The organism is Escherichia sp. MOD1-EC7003 (genome assembly GCF_002965065.1).
Taxonomy (GTDB): domain Bacteria; phylum Pseudomonadota; class Gammaproteobacteria; order Enterobacterales; family Enterobacteriaceae; genus Escherichia.
In genome coordinates, this window is the sequence record NZ_PTRE01000061.1 from 20,489 (window position 1) to 40,003 (window position 19,515).

The following is a 19,515-nucleotide window of genomic DNA, read 5'->3' on the forward strand; positions in this document are numbered from 1 at the left end:
TTCATGAAGGTAGATATTGATACCAGCGATAAGCTGTACGCCGACGCATGGCTTGGCTTTAAAGGTACGGACTGGAAAAACGAAATTAATGTCCGCGATTTTATTCAACATAACTATACACCTTATGAAGGCGATGAATCTTTCCTCGCCGAAGCGACGCCAGCCACCACGGAATTGTGGGAAAAGGTGATGGAAGGCATTCGTATCGAAAACGCAACCCATGCGCCGATTGATTTCGATACCAATATTGCTACCACCATTACCGCTCATGAGGCGGGATATATTAATCAGCCGCTGGAAAAAATTGTTGGCCTGCAAACGGATGCGCCGTTGAAACGTGCGCTACACCCGTTCGGTGGCATTAATATGATTAAAAGTTCATTCCACGCATATGGCCGTGAAATGGACAGCGAATTTGAGTACATCTTTACCGATCTGCGTAAAACTCATAATCAGGGCGTATTTGATACGTACTCACCGGATATGCTGCGTTGCCGTAAATCTGGTGTACTGACGGGTTTGCCAGACGGTTATGGTCGTGGGCGTATCATCGGTGACTATCGCCGCGTGGCGCTGTACGGCATCCGTTATCTGGTACGTGAACGCGAACTGCAATTTGCCGATCTCCAGTCTCGTCTGGAAAAGGGCGAAGATCTCGAAGCCACCATCCGTCTGCGTGAGGAGCTGGCAGAACATCGTCGTGCGCTGTTGCAGATTCAGGAAATGGCGGCGAAATACGGCTTTGATATCTCTCGTCCGGCGCAGAATGCACAAGAAGCGGTGCAGTGGCTCTACTTCGCTTACCTGGCGGCAGTGAAATCGCAAAATGGCGGCGCGATGTCGCTGGGCCGTACGGCATCGTTCCTCGATATCTACATTGAGCGCGACTTTAAAGCTGGCGTACTTAATGAGCAGCAGGCACAGGAACTGATCGACCACTTCATCATGAAGATCCGCATGGTGCGCTTCCTGCGTACGCCGGAATTTGATTCGCTGTTCTCCGGTGACCCTATCTGGGCGACGGAAGTGATCGGCGGGATGGGGCTGGACGGTCGTACGCTGGTGACTAAAAACTCCTTCCGTTATCTGCACACCCTGCACACTATGGGGCCTGCACCGGAACCTAACCTGACCATTCTGTGGTCGGAAGCATTACCGATTGCCTTCAAAAAATATGCGGCACAAGTCTCCATCGTCACTTCCTCTTTGCAGTATGAAAATGACGATCTGATGCGTACTGACTTCAACAGTGACGATTACGCGATTGCTTGCTGTGTTAGCCCAATGGTGATTGGTAAGCAAATGCAGTTCTTTGGTGCACGCGCTAACCTGGCGAAAACGCTGCTGTACGCAATTAACGGCGGGGTGGACGAGAAGCTGAAGATTCAGGTCGGCCCGAAAACGGCACCGCTGATGGACGACGTACTGGACTACGATAAAGTGATGGACAGCCTCGACCACTTCATGGACTGGCTGGCGGTGCAGTACATCAGCGCACTGAATATCATTCACTACATGCACGACAAGTACAGCTATGAAGCCTCGCTGATGGCGCTGCACGATCGTGATGTCTATCGCACCATGGCGTGCGGCATTGCAGGCCTGTCGGTGGCGACGGACTCCTTATCCGCTATCAAATATGCCCGCGTGAAACCAATCCGTGACGAAAACGGCCTGGCGGTGGATTTCGAAATCGACGGCGAATATCCGCAGTATGGCAACAACGACGAGCGCGTAGACAGTATTGCCTGCGACCTGGTTGAACGCTTTATGAAGAAAATTAAAGCGCTGCCAACCTATCGCAACGCCGTCCCTACCCAGTCGATTCTGACTATCACTTCTAACGTGGTGTACGGCCAGAAAACCGGTAATACGCCGGACGGTCGTCGCGCGGGAACACCGTTCGCGCCGGGCGCTAACCCGATGCATGGCCGTGACCGCAAAGGTGCTGTAGCCTCGTTGACGTCGGTGGCGAAACTGCCGTTCACCTACGCCAAAGATGGTATCTCGTACACCTTCTCGATCGTGCCTGCGGCGCTCGGCAAAGAAGATCCCGTACGTAAAACCAACCTTGTCGGCCTGCTGGATGGGTATTTCCACCACGAAGCGGATGTCGAAGGCGGTCAACACCTCAACGTCAACGTAATGAATCGGGAAATGCTGCTGGATGCCATCGAGCACCCGGAAAAATATCCCAACCTGACAATCCGTGTCTCTGGCTATGCCGTGCGCTTCAACGCACTGACCCGTGAACAGCAACAGGATGTCATTTCACGTACCTTTACCCAGGCGCTCTGACGCTGGAGGATGTATGAAAAAGATTATCGAAACGCAACGTGCCCCTGGCGCAATTGGTCCTTATGTTCAGGGCGTGGATTTAGGCAGCATGGTCTTCACCTCCGGGCAAATTCCGGTTTGCCCGCAGACCGGTGAGATCCCGGCTGATGTGCAAGATCAGGCGCGTTTAAGCCTCGAAAACGTCAAAGCGATCGTGGTTGCTGCCGGGCTGAACGTGGGCGACATCATCAAGATGACTGTGTTCATCACCGATCTGAATGATTTTGCCACCATCAATGAAGTCTATAAGCAGTTCTTCGATGAGCATCAGGCGACCTACCCGACCCGTAGCTGCGTGCAGGTCGCGCGTTTGCCGAAAGATGTGAAGCTGGAAATTGAAGCCATCGCTGTGCGTAGTGCGTAAAGCCTCGTGAGCGGGACGGCCATAAGGTCGTTCCGCTCCACTTCACTGAACGGCAATCCGAGGGTATGGATATGATTAGTGCATTCGATATTTTCAAAATTGGGATTGGTCCCTCCAGTTCGCATACCGTGGGGCCAATGAATGCCGGAAAAAGTTTTATTGATCGGCTGGAAAGTAGCGGCTTATTAACCGCGCCGAGCCATATTGTGGTCGATCTGTACGGGTCGTTGTCACTGACGGGCAAAGGCCATGCCACGGATGTCGCCATCATCATGGGACTGGCAGGAAACAGTCCGCAGGATGTTGTTATTGATGAGATCCCTGCATTTATAGAGTTAGTAACGCGTAGCGGGCGGTTGCCAGTGGCTTCTGGTGCGCATGTTGTTGATTTCCCTGTAGCAAAGAACATTATCTTCCATCCTGAAATGTTGCCTCGTCATGAGAACGGGATGCGGATTACAGCCTGGAATGGGCAGAAAGAGCTATTAAGTAAAACCTATTACTCTGTCGGCGGCGGGTTTATTGTCGAAGAAGAACACTTCGGCCTGTCGCATGATGTTGAAGTCCCTGTACCTTACGATTTCCACTCAGCAGGTGAACTGCTGAAAATGTGTGATTACAACGGCCTGTCTATTTCTGGCCTGATGATGCATAACGAGTTGGCGCTGCGTAGCAAAGCGGAAATTGACGCCGGTTTTGCCCGTATCTGGCAAGTGATGCACGACGGCATTGAACGCGGGATGAACACTGAAGGCGTGCTGCCTGGTCCGCTCAATGTGCCGCGCCGTGCTGTGGCACTGCGTCGTCAGCTGGTTTCCAGCGATAACATCTCTAACGATCCGATGAACGTCATCGACTGGATCAACATGTATGCGCTGGCGGTGAGTGAAGAAAACGCCGCTGGCGGGCGCGTAGTAACAGCACCGACCAATGGGGCGTGTGGCATTATTCCGGCAGTGCTGGCTTATTATGATAAGTTCCGTCGCCCGGTGAATGAGCGGTCAATTGCCCGCTATTTTCTGGCTGCGGGGGCTATTGGCGCGCTGTATAAAATGAACGCCTCCATCTCTGGCGCGGAAGTTGGCTGTCAGGGGGAAATTGGGGTGGCCTGTTCAATGGCGGCGGCAGGGTTAACTGAACTACTGGGCGGCAGTCCGGCGCAGGTATGCAATGCGGCAGAAATCGCGATGGAGCATAACCTTGGGCTGACCTGCGATCCGGTTGCCGGACAGGTACAAATCCCCTGTATTGAACGTAATGCCATTAATGCCGTGAAAGCGGTAAACGCCGCGCGGATGGCGATGCGCCGCACCTCGGCACCGCGTGTTTCACTCGATAAAGTGATCGAGACGATGTATGAAACCGGCAAAGATATGAATGATAAATACCGCGAAACATCACGCGGAGGACTGGCTATTAAAGTGGTCTGCGGCTGACATTACAGCCAGCTTTCATCTTTGGGTGCACAAATGTGCACCTTTTTTTTGTGATCAGCCGCAAATAGAGAATGAATATTCTCTTGTGGTTAATTTAGTAGAAAATTCTTATCCATCTCCGTTATTTCAAAGTCTTGATTGTGAAGATTTTCTCTGACCTTGCGCGTATCATTTCTTTATTCTAATTACTCGCCTGCAAAAACGTAGACCGCATATCGCCTTGATGCGGCTAGAAAAAAATAAAAAGCCCTACAAAATATTGAGCGAGAAATTATGGAAATAGCATCGAATAAAGGCGTCATTGCAGACGCTTCGACCCCGGCGGGGCGTGCTGGAATGAGTGAGAGTGAGTGGCGAGAAGCAATCAAATTCGACAGTACCGACACCGGTTGGGTGATTATGAGTATCGGGATGGCGATTGGCGCGGGGATTGTTTTTCTCCCGGTGCAGGTCGGTTTGATGGGATTGTGGGTATTTTTGCTCTCATCGGTGATTGGTTACCCGGCAATGTATCTGTTTCAGCGGTTGTTTATTAATACGCTGGCAGAATCACCAGAATGTAAAGATTACCCGAGCGTCATTAGCGGTTATTTAGGTAAAAACTGGGGCATCCTGTTAGGGGCGCTTTATTTCGTAATGCTGGTGATCTGGATGTTCGTCTATTCCACCGCCATCACCAACGATAGTGCTTCCTACCTGCATACCTTCGGCGTGACGGAAGGAGTGCTGTCAGACAGTCCCTTTTATGGTCTGGTACTGATTTGCATTCTGGTGGCGATTTCCTCACGCGGCGAGAAACTGTTATTCAAAATTTCGACCGGCATGGTGCTGACCAAGCTGCTGGTGGTCGCGGCGCTGGGCGTGTCAATGGTCGGAATGTGGCATCTGTATAACGTCGGTTCGCTGCCGCCACTGGGGCTGCTGGTGAAAAACGCCATTATTACGCTGCCGTTTACCCTGACGTCGATTCTGTTTATCCAGACGTTAAGCCCGATGGTGATCTCTTATCGCTCACGGGAAAAATCAATTGAAGTGGCGCGGCATAAAGCATTGCGGGCAATGAATATCGCGTTTGGCATTTTGTTTGTCACCGTCTTTTTCTACGCCGTGTCGTTCACGCTGGCGATGGGACATGACGAAGCGGTAAAAGCCTACGAGCAGAATATTTCCGCACTGGCGATTGCCGCACAGTTTATTAGCGGTGACGGCGCAGCGTGGGTGAAAGTGGTCAGCGTCATTCTCAATATTTTTGCTGTAATGACTGCATTCTTTGGCGTCTATTTAGGCTTTCGCGAAGCAACGCAAGGGATCGTAATGAACATCCTGCGTCGCAAGATGCCTGCCGAGAAGATTAACGAAAATCTCGTTCAGCGCGGCATCATGATTTTCGCCATTTTGCTGGCCTGGAGCGCCATCGTACTGAACGCACCGGTGTTGAGCTTCACCTCTATCTGTAGCCCGATTTTCGGCATGGTAGGGTGCCTGATCCCGGCGTGGCTGGTTTACAAAGTACCTGCATTGCACAAATACAAAGGGATGTCTCTGTACCTGATTATCGTCACTGGTTTGTTGCTTTGTGTTTCTCCGTTCCTGGCATTTTCTTGATTTACCTGAAATTTTAAGGTTTTTAATATGTTTGATTCGACTTTAAATCCGTTATGGCAGCGTTACATCCTCGCCGTTCAGGAGGAAGTAAAACCGGCGCTGGGATGTACTGAACCGATTTCACTGGCGCTGGCGGCGGCGGTTGCGGCGGCAGAACTGGAAGGTCCGGTTGAACGTGTAGAAGCCTGGGTTTCGCCAAATCTGATGAAGAACGGTCTGGGCGTGACCGTTCCCGGCACGGGAATGGTGGGGCTGCCGATTGCGGCGGCGCTGGGGGCGTTAGGTGGAAATGCCAACGCCGGGCTGGAAGTGCTGAAAGACGCAACGGCGCAGGCAATTGCCGATGCCAAAGCTCTGCTGGCGGCGGGGAAAGTCTCGGTTAAAATCCAGGAACCTTGCGATGAAATCCTCTTCTCACGCGCCAAAGTCTGGAACGGTGAGAAGTGGGCGTGTGTCACCATCGTCGGTGGGCATACCAACATTGTGCATATCGAGACGAACAATGGCGTGGTTTTCACCCAGCAGGAGAGTGTTACAGCAGGCGAGCAAGAGTCGCCGCTGGCGGTGCTCTCCAGAACGACGCTGGCCGAGATCCTGCAATTCGTCAATGAAGTGCCGTTTGCGGCGATCCGCTTTATTCTCGATTCCGCGAAGTTAAATTGCGCGTTATCGCAGGAAGGTTTGAGTGGTCACTGGGGGCTGCATATTGGCGCGACGCTGGAGAAACAGTGTGCACGCGGTTTGCTGGCGAAAGATCTCTCTTCATCCATTGTGATTCGTACCAGCGCGGCATCCGATGCGCGTATGGGCGGCGCTACGCTTCCGGCAATGAGTAACTCCGGTTCCGGCAATCAGGGGATCACCGCAACAATGCCTGTGGTGGTGGTCGCAGAACACTTCGGGGCAGATGATGAGCGACTGGCGCGTGCGCTGATGCTTTCGCATTTGAGCGCGATTTACATCCATAACCAGTTACCGCGTTTGTCTGCGCTGTGTGCCGCAACAACCGCAGCAATGGGGGCTGCCGCCGGGATGGCATGGCTGGTAGATGGGCGTTATGAAACCATCTCGATGGCGATCAGCAGTATGATCGGCGATGTCAGCGGCATGATTTGCGATGGTGCGTCGAACAGCTGCGCGATGAAGGTTTCGACCAGTGCTTCGGCTGCGTGGAAAGCGGTGTTAATGGCGCTGGATGATACCGCCGTGACCGGCAATGAAGGTATTGTGGCGCATGATGTTGAGCAGTCGATTGCCAACCTGTGTGCGCTGGCAAGCTATTCGATGCAGCAAACGGATCGGCAGATTATCGAGATTATGGCGAGCAAGGCCAGATAAACGCCAGGTTTTGGGTATCGTGCCGGATGCGATGCTGGTGCATCTTATCCGGCCTGCGGGGTGCTCAATTTGTTGATGTTGTGTGTTTGGTAGGCCGGATAAGGCGTTTACGCCGCATCCGGCACCTGTCTTTACGCGGTAGCTTCATCCTCGGCTAAACGCGTTTCAGCATCCGCGACGATGGCCTCCAGCTCGCTCAACATCTCTTCATAGCCAAAATTTTTAGCGGTGCGAGCAGGTTCTTTCGCCACCTCGGGCTTCACTGGCTGACGCTTTTTGGCCGATTTTTTACTCATCATCATCTCCCTGTAAAAACAGCTAGACAGGCAAATCTATCAGCAAAGCGCGCAGTGGGGAATCAGCAACCAGCGTAATGTTAGCCTCGTCACGAATAAATGCCCCATCACCACAGGTCAGTGCCGCTTTCTCTTCATGGTTCGTAATTGCATGAAATTGACCGTGAATCGATTGTAAATAGGCGCGCGGGCCGTGCAGTTGGACGTTCGCACTTTCGCCCTTAGCGAGCACGATATGATGCAGCCACACTTGCTGGCGCAATTGCAGGCTTCCCATCGATCCATCTGGCGAGGCGATTAATTGCTGCTTGCCCATGTTAAGCCCCTGTTTTTGAATCAGCGGATTCTCTCGCTGCGGGCAGGCATCCAGCCATAGCTGCATTCGCGTTAACGGTTTGTCTTTGCGGATATTGTGTTCGCTATAGCTGACACCCGGCTGGGTAGAAAGCAGCAACGCTTCACCGGCGCTGGCCTGAACATGATTGCCTTCGCTGTCGCGATACTCAGCTTCTCCATCCAGAATCACATTTAAAATATCGACTTTGGGATAGGTCCGCGGCTGAAAGGCGGCACCTGGGGCCAGCTCTTCCTGGTTAAGCACGCGCAGGGAGGCATAGCCTAACAATGTCGGGTCGAAGTAGTGTCCAAAGGAAAAAGTATACCGGGCCTGCAACCATCCGTAGTCTGCTTGTCCACATTGCCTGGCAGTTCGGGTAGTAATCATAATTCTTGACCTCTCTTTACTTCCTTTTATGGTAAGGGGCTGGACGCGACATTGTTAGCCAGATATTCTGCCCGGTATGTTCAAATTTCCTGAATGAGAACGAAATGGCCAAAGAAAGGGCATTAACGCTGGAAGCACTACGGGTTATGGATGCGATCGATCGCCGGGGCAGTTTTGCGGCGGCGGCAGATGAACTGGGACGCGTGCCTTCCGCACTTAGCTACACCATGCAAAAACTGGAAGAAGAGCTGGATGTGGTGCTATTTGACCGTTCGGGCCATCGCACTAAATTTACCAATGTCGGGCGGATGTTACTGGAGCGAGGACGCGTTCTGCTGGAAGCCGCAGATAAACTGACTACCGATGCGGAAGCTCTCGCGCGCGGTTGGGAAACGCATCTCACCATTGTGACCGAGGCGCTGGTACCGACACCAGCCTTTTTCCCGTTAATCGACAAACTGGCGGCAAAAGCCAATACCCAACTGGCAATCATCACCGAAGTGCTGGCGGGGGCGTGGGAACGGCTGGAGCAGGGGCGGGCAGATATTGTTATCGCGCCGGATATGCATTTTCGTTCCTCGTCGGAGATCAACTCACGCAAGCTCTATACCTTAATGAACGTCTACGTTGCCGCGCCGGATCACCCGATTCATCAGGAGCCTGAACCGTTATCTGAAGTGACGCGCGTGAAATATCGTGGAATTGCGGTGGCAGATACCGCGCGTGAGCGCCCGGTATTGACCGTACAGCTGCTGGACAAACAGCCGCGCTTAACGGTGAGCACGATTGAAGATAAACGTCAGGCGTTACTGGCGGGGCTTGGTGTTGCAACAATGCCGTATCCGATGGTCGAAAAAGATATTGCGCAAGGGCGGTTGCGTGTTGTCAGCCCGGAATCAACCAGCGAGATCGATATCATTATGGCCTGGCGTCGCGACAGTATGGGGGAAGCGAAATCCTGGTGTCTGCGGGAAATTCCCAAACTTTTTAGCGGAAAATAATTGATTAAGCACCTTTTACAAGGTGCTTAATTATTATTCCTGTGCCCGTTTTGGGGCTGGCCCAAAGCGTTTGTAGGTTGGATAAGGCGCTCACGCCGCATCCGACATGAACAACACGCACTTAGCTAATAATCAGACGCATCTCGTAAAGCGCCTTTTACTAACCGAAGCGAACATCTCGTCCGTGCGGTTCATCGAGATCCTGCCACGGACCAATTGAAATAATCCCCGTAGGATTGATGGTCTTATGGCTACGGAAGTAGTGATTTCGGATGTGATCGAAATTGACAGTTTCGGCAATTCCTGGCATCTGGTAGATATCACGCAGGAAGCCATACAGATTCAGGTAATCGCTGATGCGGTGCTTATCACACTTGAAGTGGGTCACATACACTGGATCAAAACGCACCAGCGTGGTCCACAGGCGAATATCGGCTTCGGTAAGCTGGTTACCGGTTAGATAACGATGCTGACCTAAGATCTGCTCCAGTCGTGCCAGCGATTCAAACACTTTCACCACCGCCTCGTCGTAAGCTTCCTGGCTGGTGGCAAAACCGGCTTTATACACGCCATTGTTAACTGTGTCATAAATCCAGCCATTGAGTTCGTCAATTTTCGTTTGCAGGGCTGGTGGGTAGTAATCACCGGCTTTCGCGCCCAGCGCATCAAACGCGGTATTGAACATGCGGATGATTTCCGCTGATTCGTTGCTGACGATGGTGTGGTTCTTTTTGTCCCACAGCACGGGAACAGTGACTCGCCCGCTGTAGTGTGGATCAGCGTGGAGATAAAGCTGATACAGAAATTCATGCTGATAGAGCGTATCGCCGGTTGCTCCCGGAAAACGGTCATCAAAGGTCCAGCCGTTTTCCAGCATCAGTGGGTTCACCACGGAAACGGAAATAAACGGTTCCAGTCCTTTGAGTTTACGCATGATCAGCGTGCGGTGCGCCCACGGGCAGGCGAGTGAAACATAGAGATGATAGCGATCTTTTTCTGCGGCAAAACCGGCTTTGCCAGTGGGGCCTGGCGCGCCATCGGCAGTGAGCCAGTTACGAAATGCGGACGCTGAACGTTGAAATTTACCGTCGGTGGATTTGGTGTCGTACCAGGTATCATGCCAGACGCCGTCAATCAGTTGACCCATTTTTCTCTCCTCCAATAGCAAAAAACGAGGAGTATTCACCTCGTTTTTTGTCATTAAGTATAGCGCGTGCTTACCACTTTTTATTCAGCAGGCGGTCGATGCTATACGCGCCTGGACCGGTAATCGCCAGCAGGAGGAATCCACCAGAAATAGTCAGGTTTTTCATGAACATCAGCGAGTTGATGCCTTCAGCAAAGTTGCTGTGAAATAAAAATGCTGTCAACAATGTAAAACCAGCGGTAAACAACGCCGTGGTACGTGTCAGGAAACCGAACAGGATTGCCAGACCACCACCGAACTCAAGCAGAATCACCAGCGGCAGCATAAAGCCAGGGACACCCATCGCTTCCATATATTGTTGAGTACCGGCGTAGCCAGTAATTTTTCCCCAGCCAGCGCTAATAAACAGAATTGGCATTAAAATGCGCGCTACCAGTACACCAACATCTTCTAATTTTTTCATCATACTCTCCACTGCGCCACTCAGGCTGCTGATTGTTTTTTTGTGCAAGGGCGCGGTATTAGCGTCGTTGCTGTCGATGGAGAGAATCATAAACGTGGTGTATGATGATTGTTAGCAAGGAAAATTGTCAAAATTTTTCAAAAATTTTGAGGGATAAGGCCGGAATGGCTCCGGCCAGAGAGGTCGTTAACTGCGAAGTTGTTGCTGCTTGAGGGTCGTTTTAACCAGACGCCAGGCGCTCCATACACCAAAACCGCGTCTGGCCCAGCGGACCAGCATATTGGGATGGCGAATCGTCCATATAGCCATCACGCTACTGCCAACCAACGCCCAGGAGCGCAGACTTAGCAGCGTATTCCAGCGACGATCGTAAGCGCCTGTTGCCTCCAGCCATTCACGACGGCTGGCAGAAAGATCCAGCCGTTGTTGCTGGATCTGACTAAGCAGTCGCGCTTTACGTCGTTCACGTTCGACTTTACTGCTCACGGGACTCCTCCTTGAGCAGCTGCCGATCGTTGGCTAACTCATGGCGTGTATGGCGCAGCAAGGTGGATTTACGCGATTTACGTAGCGTCCAGATACCGCCAATCAGTGCCAGTAGCAGCAACACCACGGTGGTGGCAATCATCGCATTCAGGCGATATTGCGGATCAACCGCCCAGATAATCAGCACCATCAGGCTCATAAGACCAAATGCAGCGAAAAGCATCGTCAGGCCCAGCATCAGTAAAAGTTGAAAGAGATTCGCTTTTTCCTCTTCCAGCTCCACCACCGCCAGCCGCAGACGTGTCTCCACCATTTCGACCATGATGGTGACAATTCGCTGCCCGATGCCCAGAATGCTTTTACCGGGCCCTTGCGCGTGATGAGTGTCTGCCATAATTAACGACGAGACAGCAGAACGCCGAGCACTACACCGATTGCAGCGCCAATGCCCACGCCCGTCCACGGATTTTCGCGCACATACTCATCGGCACGCGCTGCCGCAACGCGGGTTTGTTTGGCAATGGCATCACCAGTTTCACCCAGGTGATAACGGCTCTGTTTCAGCGCCTGCTCCGCTTTGCTACGAATCTTACTCAACTCTTCTTTCGACTTCTCGCCAGATGAGCTAAGCACCTCTTCCAGCGTATCGGAAAGGGATTTCAACTCAGCACGCAGATGTTCCGTAGTGTGTTCTTTCGACATAGTTTTCTCCAGGTGAGTAAGTAGTGACTCTTGTGAGTTAGTAGTCGCGCGCTTCCAGCTTTTTCAGCTCTTCCTGCGCTTCTGCCAGTTTTCGCTCGCGTTTGGCAATCTTATCCGCATCGCCTTTTTGCTTAGCCTCGGTTAAATCTTGCTGGCGTTCCGCTACCTCATCTTTCTGCTTTGCGATTTTCTTCTGATGATCGGCACGCAGCTGGCTATCTGAACAGTTGGCTCGGACTTCACTCAGGGCTTTATTCAGACCGTCAATACGATTCTGGTTTTGGTGTTTTTCGGCATAGCTGATCTCCTTAAGGATATTTTGCTCCTTTTCCTGACACAGGGTAGTGGCATAACTACCGGCACTAAGAGCAAAAAGAGAAGCAGCTAAAGCGATGCGGTATTTCATTCTTGAACCTTCCATTGTGATTCGGACCTATTACAAAGGAACGATTGTCCAGACAACGAAGCGGTGGTGTTAACCGCCGCCTCATTAATCATAGACAGTTACGGTGAAATCACCAAAGTCAGTGATATGTTTCGGATAACAGGAAGTTATCCGAAGCGATGAGAGTTATCCCGTAGCCGGGTCAGCCACTGCATGGCCTGACTATGATTGTCCTGCTGTGCAATGATGTAGCCATGGGGTAATGTTCTGTCGAGGACCGCTTTTGCGGCGGCACTCTGGTCGCTGGAGTCAAACGTAATTAACAGAGTGTCATTTTTTGGGGTGATACTTTTGAAAGGTATGCCGTGAGCATCAAGGTGATGCCAGATTGAAAAACCGTCTGGCATCGTTGTGCCTTGATGAATGGCACGAATCGCCAGCGTAGACTCTTGCTGGCGAACCGCAGACCAGGCCAGCAACAGTGTGCCGACCAGAAGTAAAACAGCGCCGGACCAGGCTAACTGGCGAAGCAACATGCGAGGTATTTGCATCCCTTACCCCCGATTTCCATATTTCTTTTTCCATAACACGACCAGAGAACCTGCCAGGCCAAACACCAGCAGCACCACCGGGAGCAGCATCAGGCATGACATCAGCTGGTCCTCATACTTTAAAAATACCGGCGTTTTGCCGAGCATGTAACCCAGAGTTGTCAGGATCAATACCCACAGCAGACCGCTCATCCAGTTGAAGAACTGAAAGCGTGCGTTATTCAGCCCTGATAACCCGGCAATCGTCGGCAGCAGTGTTCTGACAAACGCAATAAAGCGACCAATTAGCAGCGCCGATAAACCGTGCTTATGAAAAAGATGGTGTGCGCGTTGATGATAATGCGCGGGTAAATGAGATAGCCAGTTTTGTACGGTGCGGGTATTGCCCAGCCATCGCCCCTGAATATAGCTGACCCAGCAGCCGAGGCTGGCAGCAACGGTCAGCAGCAGAATCGTTTGCGGATAGCCCATCGCGCCTTTTGCAATCAATACGCCGACCAATACCAGCAAACTGTCGCCCGGTAAAAAGGCTGCCGGAAGCAAGCCGTTTTCAAGGAACAAAATTACAAACAAGACAAAATACAATATGCCAATCATCGAGGGATTGGCCAGAGTTTCAAAATCCTGCGCCCACAGGGCTTGCAGCAATTGGGTCAAAAGTTCCATTCATTATTCCTGGTGAGTCGGTTAACGCCACGCTGGTTTTAAAAAATGCACTACCGCAATGTTATTGCTGTTTTGGTATGTTCTGCGGGTTTGATACATCAACACAGCCTGAACTATTCCCTGTAAAATCGTGAGATAAGAAAACATTCAAAAGCATAAATTCAAATTGGATCTAATTGTAACAAAGGTCAACGTTATTCGTTATCAAAATTACATGTCCGTGGTGTCTGATTTTGCTGAATGCCGGGGAGGGTAGCGAGAGGATTTACACAGGCTGACATTTTATACTTTTCGCTTACCGACGAAGCAAACAGGCGCATTGCAGCGCCTGCCGGATGGGCGTTTCATTTGCTGCCACTGGTGGCCGTATCGAGATGCACTACCGGGTTTTCGGCGAACAGATAGCGGTCGGCATTGAACTCGAAATCGTCGCTGGTTTCGTTAAATAACATGATCTTGGTGTTTTCCAGATGCTGCCACATCGCCAGTTTGGCTGCATGAGGATCTTTGCGGATCAGCGCCTTGAGGATTTGATCGTGGTCATCACACCAGTTATCGACGGTACGGGAATCAATGTGTTCGTGCAGTTTTTTCCAGTACGGGTTATGGCTACGCTGGGTCCACATTTTTTCAACGATGGCTGCCAGGGCCGAGTTCTGCGTCGCCAGGGCGACCTGAATATGGAATTGTAAATCCCACTCGGAGTCACGGAAACACTGTTCGCCGCGTGCCTGCTCCTGGATAGCCATCAGCTTCATGATGTCCTGTTTTGTCACCTGGGTCGCAGCGAATTCGGCAATATTACTTTCGATGAGCTGACGTGCCTGGAGCAGCTCAAATGGACCGTAATTGGCAAACTCCATATCATGGTCAGCCGACTGCTGATGGCGCGGCTGGTTGGAAACCACATGAATGCCCGAGCCTTTGCGCACTTCTACATAACCCTCGACTTCAAGCATAATGATGGCTTCACGAACCACGGTGCGGCTGACGTTTTTTTCATCGGCAATAAAGCGTTCGGCAGGCAGTTTATCACCCACCAGATAGACGCCCTGTTCGATGCGCTCTTTCAGGTCAGCGGCAAGTTGTTGATACAAACGGCGTGGCTCAGTGATTTCCATATGCGTCTCCCGGAGTGGAATGCGGACGAAGTTATCATACCACTTTGTACATGGGCATGCCAATGTGATTTCATTTGTAATAATTATATAAACTCAATATATATGTATATTCTGTATCTTTATGAATTCCTAATTTTCAGTAGGTAATCTTGTGGCAAACCCTATATTTCAGTAAGTTAGATGTTGTTTTGATAAATAAAATTTACTTAATCAATGAATTATTGTTTTGACATTCTCCCTCTCAATGAATTTAATGCACGCATTCGGTAACTTTCGTAAAAGAAAATATCATTGTGAGATGCATAAGAGTTCCATTTTTTCTGGCTAGTATTCTTTTTTTCTGTTCCATGCCAGGACAAGCAAATATGACGGTATACCCAATGGCTGTATCCATAAACAGTCAGGGGGAAGGGAGTGTCCGTGTCATATCGAAGACGAATGAAGTCCAATATATTAAAGCGACGGTATTCCGTATCGACAATCCGTCAACACCACAAGAAAAAGAAATTGAAGTAATATCTGGCGATGCGAACCAGCTTGTTGTAATGCCACCAAAATTTGCTTTACCTGGTGGAAGCAGCAAAACCGTACGTTTTGTAGCGATGGAACCTGAGCAAAAAGAAAAAAACTATCGGGTTAAATTTGAAGCAGTACCTAGCATAGATGATGCAACGACGAATAAAAAAGATCTCGCTATGCAATTAACGGTTAACTTAATTTGGGGCATTGTTGTCAGCGTGCCACCTCAGCAGCCTGTGGCAAAATTGGACATCAGTGCCGATAAAAATTTAATTAACAATGGCAATCAACGTTTGAAAATATTGACAATTGACTATTGTAAAAATAATGGTTCTGTGAAGTGTAGAACGCAGACCGTAAATAAAAACATCTTCCCTGGACAAGTCAGGATGTTAGAAAGCATATCTGGCGACGATAAAATCGTAGTCAAATATAACAACTGGATCACTAAAGATAACGGTGAGTTTGAACTGGCGATCCATTGATATTATCTGTAATACATTCAAAGGAATAGTAATGAAAAAGGTATTTGCAAAATCTCTTCTGGTAGCAGCTATGTTTTCTGTTGCAGGTTCTGCGTTAGCAGTACAAAAAGATATTACTGTTACGGCTAACGTTGATGCCGCTCTGGATATGACCCAAACCGATAACACAGCACTGCCGAAAGCAGTAGAGATGCAATATCTACCGGGTCAGGGTCTGCAATCTTACCAGTTAATGACCAAAATCTGGTCAAATGACACAACCAAAGACGTGAAAATGCAGTTAGTTTCTCCTGCACAACTGGTTCAAAGCCTGGACGCTACTAAAGTTGTTCCGCTGACCGTAACCTGGGGCGGTGAAGAGATTAAAGCTGATGCGGCAACCACGTTTACCGCAACAAAAATCTTTGCTTCTGATGCGTTAACTAACGGTTCTCTGGCTAAAAACCTGATGTTTGCTCAAACCACCAAAGGTGTTCTGGAAACAGGTATCTACCGTGGCGTAGTCAGCATTTATCTGTCCCAGGATATCTAATCCGGATAACAGAATTAACGCGTAACAAAGGGGGGCTAGTCCTCCCTTATTTTAACTGTTTTAGTATTTGTTATGGATTTCAGGGTTGCCATGGATAAAAAATTACTGGCTCTTTTGATCCTGGCGAGTCTCAGCCCGGCAAAGGCAACATTAACAAAAATTCCCGCTGGTTTTGAGGTTATTGCTCAGGGACAGCAGGAGTATATCGAGGTTTATTTTGCAGGAAAAAGTCTCGGTAAATATTATGCTATGGTTAATCTTGATACCGTGACCTTTCTTGATTCATCAAGTTTATACAACAAGCTGGAATTGAACACTGACGATCAAAAAATCGCTCATACGGTGAAAGAAAAACTATCGCAACCGTTAGCCCGCCACGGCGAGCTGGCTTGTGGTTTTTTACATACTGACTCGGGATGTGGTTTTCTTAATACTGAGACGGTAGAAGTTATCTACAATGATGAAGAAAGTTCAGCAACGCTATTTCTTAATCCGCAATGGAGCTCTGCGTTTGACACAAAATCATTGTATTTAAATCCAGACAAAAATACTGTTAACGCTTTTGTACATCAGCAAGATATCAATGTGCTGGTACAGGATGATTATCAATCGTTGTCTGTTCAGGGTAATGGTGCGTTAGGAATAACAGAAAATAGCTATATTGGCGCACACTGGAATTTCAACGGTTATGATGCAGATGATGTCAGCGACAACAATGCTGATGTCAGCGATCTCTATTACCGCTATGATTTTTTGCATCGTTATTATGTGCAGGCGGGTCGGATGGACAGTCGCACATTATTTAATGCGCAAGGTGGAAACTTTACTTTTAATTTTCTGCCACTCGGTGCAATCGATGGAATGCGTATCGGCTCGACACTCAGTTATTTAAACCAGGCGCAAAGCCAGCAAGGGACGCCGGTAATGGTTTTGCTTTCGCGCAATTCTCGTGTGGATGCTTATCGCAATGAACAACTGTTGGGATCTTTTTATCTCAATAGTGGTTCGCAATTTATTGATAGCAGTAATTTTCCACCAGGCAGCTACAGCGTGACGTTAAAAGTTTATGAAAATAACCAGCTTGTTCGTACCGAGCTTGTGCCGTTCACCAAAACAGGTGGCCTGACGGACGGCAATGCGCAGTGGTTTTTACAAGCAGGGAAAACCACATCACAGGTTTCTGATGACGAAAGCTCGGCCTATCAGTTGGGGGTGCGCCTGCCATTACATCCGCAATATGAGCTCTACGCAGGGCTGGCGAATGCCGATGGTGTGAATGCTTTCGAGTTAGGCAATGACTGGACAACGGATTTAGGCAAGGTGGGTAATCTTGCCATTAGCGCCAGTGTGTTTCGTAATGATGATGGCGGCAAAGGTGATATGCAGCAAGTTAACTGGAGTAATCCAGGATGGCCGACGCTGGGTTTTTATCGTACCAATTCTGACGGTGATACTTGCACAACTGACGGCAGAGATAACTACAACGTCTTAAGCTGTTATGAAAGTATTTCCGCGACGGTTTCACAGAATCTTATCGGCTGGAATATGATGCTGGGTTATTCCCGCACGCAGAATAACACTGATGACAATCTGCGCTGGGACGAACAGCAGAACTTTGAAGATAACTATCTTCGCCAGACTACAGCACAAAGTATCTCCGAAACCATTCAACTGAGTGCTTCCCGCGCTTTTGTGATGCGTGACTGGATTTTGAGTACTTCAATCGGTGTCTTCCATCGTAACGACAACGGTGGTGATAACAATGACAATGGGTTGTACTTATCGTTTTCGTTATCTGACACGCCAACGATGGACAGTAATAACAACAGCCATTCAACCAATGTTTCTACTGACTATCGTTATAGCGATCAGGATGGCGATCAAACGTCATGGCAGTTATCGCATACCTTTTATAACGATTCATTCAGCCATAAAGAGCTTGGCATGACCGTCGGCGGTTTGAACACCGATACCATAAATAGCGCGGTTAACGGGCGTTGGGATGGTCAATATGGAAATGTCTACGCTACTGTCTCAGACAGTTATGATCGCCAGAATCATGATCATCTTTCGGCCTTCACCGGGACATACAGCTCCACGCTGGCGGTGAGCCGCTATGGCATCAATTTGGGGGCCAGCGGCTCAGATGATTTGCTGGGCGCGGTATTGGTGGATGTGAAAGGCTTCTCTGAACAGGATGAGCGGGATCAGGAGCTGCAACTTGAAGCGCGGGTGGCAGGCAGCAGAACGCTGCAACTTGGTCAAAGCGACAGCGTGTTGTTCCCCTATCCTGGATTTCAATCCGGTTTTGTTGAAGTTAACGACAGTAGTCAGGGGAATCAGCAAGGAACAACTAACATCATTAATGGTGCGGGTAATCGTGAATTAATGTTGTTGCCCGGCAAGCTGCGCTATCGCGAAGTCTCTGCCAGCTTTAATTACAACTATATTGGTCGCTTATTATTACCCGCATCGATGGCGAAATTCCCGCTAGTCGGTCTGAATAGCGCAATGTTGCTGGTGGCTGAAGACGGTGGGTTTACCCTCGAAATCAGCAGCCAGGAAAAAGAATTGTATCTGCTTTCCGGGCATGAATTCCTTAAATGTCCGCTCAGTGTCTTAAAGAAACGCGCCAGTATTCGCTATAGCGGTGATGTGACTTGTTCGGTTGTCAGTTACGCCGAACTACCGGAATCAATTCAGGTTCAGGCGCAACTGAAACAACCTAAATTACGCGAAAGTGTACAGACGGTGAAAAGGGAGATTGCACCATGAGGAATCGATTTATTGCGGGTATTTTTTGTTTGTTCGCCTCAATTTCGGTGGTACAAGCCTCGCCGACCGTGACCGCAGAAATCACATACGATCTGGCTATGGGCAGAGCAGACTATTATCTCTGGAACAGAGAAGTACCTCCCGGGACAAACCCCTTTATGTATTACAAATGCGATTATCCAGATGAACAGCAAACATGCACAACATCAGAAGGGACAAAATCGCTAGTACAAATCTATTTGACAGAACAACGCAGTGGAATGCGCTGGCCAGTGAAGCTTAAAGGGTTCCAGGATGTTATCGTGACGAACTCTCCCAGTACTTCATGTGCCGGATACGACAGACAGGTGCCTATAAATAATGGTACAGGGTGGGAATGTCTTGATGAAGCTAAGAATGGACATGCTGGGGACCAAAAACTACTTACCCTCTATCTTGAGCAATCCGAGATGAAGAAGCTACCGATTGGCGGCGTCTGGAAAGGTCAGGTGAAATTGGATGTAGCTCGTCCCGCTCAGCATTATCAATTTGCGCGTAAGACCTCGCCCAATCGGGCGGGGATATAAGCGCGGTAACTGCGTA

At 49.7% G+C, this 19,515-nt stretch carries 22 protein-coding genes; 10 read left to right on the forward strand and 12 right to left on the reverse strand.

Annotated elements, in window-relative coordinates; translation table 11 throughout:
- Positions 1-3: 3 nt before the first annotated feature.
- From tdcE to cyuA, 5 genes are all read left to right on the forward strand, one after another.
- Entirely contained in the window at positions 4-2,298 is a 2,295-nt protein-coding gene (gene tdcE, locus A7090_RS11850; RefSeq protein WP_105274172.1) for a 2-ketobutyrate formate-lyase/pyruvate formate-lyase, read from the forward strand.
- Between the two features lie 13 nt (positions 2,299-2,311).
- Positions 2,312-2,701 (forward strand): enamine/imine deaminase, encoded by a 390-nt coding sequence (locus A7090_RS11855; RefSeq protein WP_000719988.1) that lies wholly within the window; start codon positions 2,312-2,314, stop codon positions 2,699-2,701.
- Positions 2,702-2,772: 71 nt separating this feature from the next.
- On the forward strand, positions 2,773-4,137 hold the full coding sequence (tdcG, locus tag A7090_RS11860; protein WP_105274173.1) for an L-serine ammonia-lyase: 1,365 nt from the start codon (positions 2,773-2,775) through the stop codon (positions 4,135-4,137).
- 273 nt (positions 4,138-4,410) lie between these two features.
- The gene (locus A7090_RS11870; RefSeq protein WP_000401605.1) at positions 4,411-5,742 is read left to right on the forward strand and encodes an amino acid permease; all 1,332 of its coding nucleotides are present in this window, start codon (positions 4,411-4,413) and stop codon (positions 5,740-5,742) included.
- Between the two features lie 27 nt (positions 5,743-5,769).
- The gene (gene cyuA / locus A7090_RS11875; protein ID WP_105274174.1) at positions 5,770-7,080 is read left to right on the forward strand and encodes a cysteine desulfidase; all 1,311 of its coding nucleotides are present in this window, start codon (positions 5,770-5,772) and stop codon (positions 7,078-7,080) included.
- A gap of 131 nt (positions 7,081-7,211) precedes the next feature.
- Here cyuA and yhaL read toward each other — a convergent pair whose 3' ends face one another.
- Positions 7,212-7,376 carry a protein YhaL gene (gene yhaL / locus A7090_RS11880; protein ID WP_105274175.1) on the reverse strand — a complete coding sequence of 55 codons (165 nt, stop codon included), beginning with the start codon at positions 7,374-7,376 and terminating at the stop codon, positions 7,212-7,214.
- A gap of 22 nt (positions 7,377-7,398) precedes the next feature.
- A complete protein-coding gene (locus A7090_RS11885) occupies positions 7,399-8,100 on the reverse strand; it encodes a pirin family protein (protein WP_105274176.1) in 702 nt (233 codons plus the stop codon).
- Positions 8,101-8,204: 104 nt separating this feature from the next.
- Between A7090_RS11885 and yhaJ the strand changes: the two genes are divergently transcribed.
- Complete coding sequence (yhaJ, locus tag A7090_RS11890) at positions 8,205-9,101, forward strand: DNA-binding transcriptional regulator YhaJ (protein WP_105274177.1); 897 nt, start codon at positions 8,205-8,207, stop codon at positions 9,099-9,101.
- Between the two features lie 160 nt (positions 9,102-9,261).
- Here the strand turns inward: yhaJ and yqjG are convergent, their stop codons facing one another.
- The 10 genes from yqjG to exuR form a co-directional block, all read right to left on the reverse strand.
- Positions 9,262-10,248 (reverse strand): glutathionyl-hydroquinone reductase YqjG, encoded by a 987-nt coding sequence (gene yqjG, locus A7090_RS11895; RefSeq protein WP_105274178.1) that lies wholly within the window; start codon positions 10,246-10,248, stop codon positions 9,262-9,264.
- A 70-nt stretch (positions 10,249-10,318) separates the two neighbouring features.
- Positions 10,319-10,711, reverse strand: coding sequence for a DoxX family protein (locus tag A7090_RS11900; protein ID WP_198599582.1), 393 nt, complete (start codon positions 10,709-10,711; stop codon positions 10,319-10,321).
- 186 nt (positions 10,712-10,897) lie between these two features.
- Positions 10,898-11,197 (reverse strand): YqjK-like family protein, encoded by a 300-nt coding sequence (locus tag A7090_RS11905; protein WP_105274180.1) that lies wholly within the window; start codon positions 11,195-11,197, stop codon positions 10,898-10,900.
- Positions 11,187-11,591, reverse strand: coding sequence for a phage holin family protein (locus A7090_RS11910; protein WP_105274181.1), 405 nt, complete (start codon positions 11,589-11,591; stop codon positions 11,187-11,189). Before A7090_RS11910 ends, A7090_RS11905 begins: the two co-directional genes overlap by 11 nt.
- A 2-nt stretch (positions 11,592-11,593) precedes the next feature.
- Positions 11,594-11,899, reverse strand: a complete 306-nt coding sequence (locus A7090_RS11915) for a DUF883 family protein (protein ID WP_105274182.1) — start codon at positions 11,897-11,899, stop codon at positions 11,594-11,596.
- Between the two features lie 37 nt (positions 11,900-11,936).
- A complete protein-coding gene (gene yqjC / locus A7090_RS11920; RefSeq protein WP_105274183.1) occupies positions 11,937-12,305 on the reverse strand; it encodes a DUF1090 family protein YqjC in 369 nt (122 codons plus the stop codon).
- Between the two features lie 146 nt (positions 12,306-12,451).
- Positions 12,452-12,835 carry an EnvZ/OmpR regulon moderator MzrA gene (gene mzrA, locus A7090_RS11925; protein WP_105274184.1) on the reverse strand — a complete coding sequence of 128 codons (384 nt, stop codon included), beginning with the start codon at positions 12,833-12,835 and terminating at the stop codon, positions 12,452-12,454.
- A 3-nt stretch (positions 12,836-12,838) separates the two neighbouring features.
- Positions 12,839-13,501: a DedA family general envelope maintenance protein YqjA gene (yqjA, locus tag A7090_RS11930; protein ID WP_000422145.1), complete on the reverse strand. Its 663-nt coding sequence runs from the start codon at positions 13,499-13,501 to the stop codon at positions 12,839-12,841.
- Between the two features lie 21 nt (positions 13,502-13,522).
- A complete protein-coding gene (gene yqiM / locus A7090_RS26560) occupies positions 13,523-13,606 on the reverse strand; it encodes a protein YqiM (RefSeq protein ID WP_240246284.1) in 84 nt (27 codons plus the stop codon).
- A gap of 239 nt (positions 13,607-13,845) precedes the next feature.
- Positions 13,846-14,622 carry a transcriptional regulator ExuR gene (gene exuR / locus A7090_RS11935; RefSeq protein WP_105274185.1) on the reverse strand — a complete coding sequence of 259 codons (777 nt, stop codon included), beginning with the start codon at positions 14,620-14,622 and terminating at the stop codon, positions 13,846-13,848.
- Positions 14,623-14,969: 347 nt separating this feature from the next.
- Here exuR and A7090_RS11940 point away from each other — a divergent pair, with 347 nt between their 5' ends.
- From A7090_RS11940 to A7090_RS11955, 4 genes are all read left to right on the forward strand, one after another.
- Positions 14,970-15,626: a fimbria/pilus periplasmic chaperone gene (locus A7090_RS11940; RefSeq protein ID WP_157941462.1), complete on the forward strand. Its 657-nt coding sequence runs from the start codon at positions 14,970-14,972 to the stop codon at positions 15,624-15,626.
- A gap of 31 nt (positions 15,627-15,657) precedes the next feature.
- Entirely contained in the window at positions 15,658-16,158 is a 501-nt protein-coding gene (locus A7090_RS11945) for a CS1 type fimbrial major subunit (RefSeq protein WP_105274186.1), read from the forward strand.
- 90 nt (positions 16,159-16,248) lie between these two features.
- Complete coding sequence (locus A7090_RS11950; protein ID WP_105274187.1) at positions 16,249-18,933, forward strand: TcfC E-set like domain-containing protein; 2,685 nt, start codon at positions 16,249-16,251, stop codon at positions 18,931-18,933.
- Positions 18,930-19,499 (forward strand): CfaE/CblD family pilus tip adhesin, encoded by a 570-nt coding sequence (locus tag A7090_RS11955; protein ID WP_105274188.1) that lies wholly within the window; start codon positions 18,930-18,932, stop codon positions 19,497-19,499. Before A7090_RS11950 ends, A7090_RS11955 begins: the two co-directional genes overlap by 4 nt.
- Positions 19,500-19,515: the final 16 nt, after the last annotated feature.